The following is a 2,465-nucleotide window of genomic DNA, read 5'->3' as shown; positions in this document are numbered from 1 at the left end:
TCAAAGAACTACTTGGTCGCTCATTTGCGACTTCCTTATGTTAACATCTTCGTTAGTTAATGTCAACTAAGTTTTTTATTTCGTTTGTCGCTTTCGACGTTAATGTCATCGGCGACTTGTTCTATATTACACCTCTAAGGTGTAATCGTCAATACATTTTTTTAAAAAACTTCACTTTTTTAAAACTCTATTTACATACCTCTTCTATAAGAATATATAAGCAACCCATATAATACTCTATGGGTTGCTTTCCATCATAAAAACTATTGTTCTTTTGAAGGCACCGAACAACTTCCATCAGTACAAGAAAGATCGCTTCCACCCTCTGAAGAAAGTTCTTGCAACTTAGGTGCAGGATTCTCTTCTTCCCACACTTGCTGAAGTGCACCAACAAAAGTTTCAAGTGGTTGTGCACCTGAAATAGCATACTTTTGATTAATAATAAAATAAGGCACTCCCGAAATTTGATATTGCTGAGCAATCGCTTCATCAATTCTAACATCATTTGCATACGCATTTTTATCATTAATAACATTTAAAGCTTCTTGCTTATCTAAACCTGAAGCTTCAGCGATAGTAGCAAGTATATCCACATCGCTTAAATTTTTCGATTCAGTGAAATATGCAAAAAGTAAATTTTCTGTAATCTCTTTTTCTTTCCCTTGATTCTTTGCAAACTTCGCAAGACGATGCGCATCAAAAGTATTAGTCGGCTTCATCTCATCAAAATTAAAACTTAAACCCATACTAGCTGCATGATTTCCTAACTGTACGTTATTACGCTTAGCTTCTTCAATACTAATTCCATACTTTGATGCAAGTACTTCATTAATACTTGTTCCAGAATAGATTGGAGCATTTTGGTCTAATTCAAAACTTTTAAACTCAACTTCAACATCCTTCTTATGTGGAAATTGCTCTAAAGCCATCTCTAATCTACGTTTCCCAATATAGCAAAATGGGCATACAAAATCCGACCATACTTCAATTTTCATAAAAAACACCTCATTAACATTTAGTTTTCAATCATTGTAGCACTGAGATTAAGGAATTCAAAAGTTTTTGCTCTATCTCCTTCATATAGTACATACAAAAACACACTTATAGCAGAATACCTAATTAACAAAAAAACGATAATCAAAAGGATTAACTATTATCCCTCCGATTATCGTCTATATAAATGCAACAACTTTAATTATGCCGAAATATACTTCCCTACGAACTTCCATACAGTATTCCAATATTTATTCGAATCTACTTTCTCCGCTTCTCCATGTCCAGCACCTGGAACAATTAATTTCTCTTTTTCTACTTTTGCAGCATTATATACTTCATCTAACATTTCAAAAGGAACGAATGTATCAGCATCCCCATGAATGAACAGCATAGGTGTTTTACTTTTCGCTACTTGTTTTACAGCTGAAGCCTCTTCTAAATCGTAACCAGCTCTTAATTTAGTAACCGTATTTGCCGCATTCATAACAGGAAACTTCGGTAAATGGAATAAATCTTTTAGTTGATAAGTAAATTCATCAATAACAGTTGAGTATCCACAATCTTCAATAATAACTTTAACATTAGAAGGTAAATCTTCTCCTGAAGTCATCATTACAGTTGCCCCGCCCATTGAAACACCAAATAGAGCTATTTCAGCATTAGGGTCTTTCTTCAAGATTTGTTGAATCCAAATCAAAACATCTTTACGATCATGCCAGCCCATACCAACATAATCCCCTTCACTATTTCCGTGTCCACGAAGGTCTGGTGCTATGACATTATAGCCTTGTTCATAAAAGTTACGAACATATTTCGTCATTTCTGATGCTCTACCATTGTATCCATGAACTACAATTGCCCATTTATGACTGGATGGTTCATTCATATATTCATAACCTTTTAAATTTAATTTATCGAAAGAACGTATAGTTAATGTGTTAGGTTTATACTTCGATACGAAGTTTGCATTCTTTTCTTCATTTGCAGCCAATACATCTCCCGACGCATTTACCGTTTCTACTAAATGAGGATTATCTTGCAAAAATTCTTTTTCTTGTTTCGCATTTAACGCGTAGTTATAAAAATAATTCCCAACTAACATATACACGATTACTAGCAGGACTAAGACTACTATAGTAATTATACTTATCTTTTTCATATTATCTCCTTTTCTAACTTAAATCTTCTTATATTAAAGTACATCAAAAACAACTGTACTATTTTAACACACTGATGAATCCTATCTTTAAGAAATAAAATAGAAAATCTTAAATTACATATAAAGAATCACGAAAGAAATTGAATAAAACTTATATAGCTACGTACTCAAAAACCTTTTTGAAAAGCGAGAAGCACTTCAAAATATTTAGCTTTGAAAAGAAGTTATAAAACACAAAAAAGACGAGTCATTCTGACTCGTCTTAAAGTTGCTTGGCGACGTCCTACTCTCACAGGGACAAGGTCCCAAC

The 2,465-nt window shown here is 33.2% G+C and carries 2 protein-coding genes; both read right to left on the bottom strand.

Going from position 1 to position 2,465, the window contains the following annotated elements:
* Nucleotides 1-263: 263 nt before the first annotated feature.
* Nucleotides 264-995 (bottom strand): DsbA family oxidoreductase, encoded by a 732-nt coding sequence (locus ACS2QP_RS27310; protein WP_438883016.1) that lies wholly within the window; start codon nucleotides 993-995, stop codon nucleotides 264-266.
* A gap of 200 nt (nucleotides 996-1,195) precedes the next feature.
* Nucleotides 1,196-2,155: an alpha/beta hydrolase gene (locus ACS2QP_RS27305; RefSeq protein ID WP_438883015.1), complete on the bottom strand. Its 960-nt coding sequence runs from the start codon at nucleotides 2,153-2,155 to the stop codon at nucleotides 1,196-1,198.
* Between the last annotated feature and the right edge of the window lie 310 nt (nucleotides 2,156-2,465).

The organism is Bacillus cereus group sp. Bce019 (assembly GCF_051781745.1).
Taxonomy (GTDB): domain Bacteria; phylum Bacillota; class Bacilli; order Bacillales; family Bacillaceae_G; genus Bacillus_A; species Bacillus_A cereus.
Note: the sequence above shows the minus strand (reverse complement) of the source record. Positions and strands in the feature narration are given on the sequence as shown.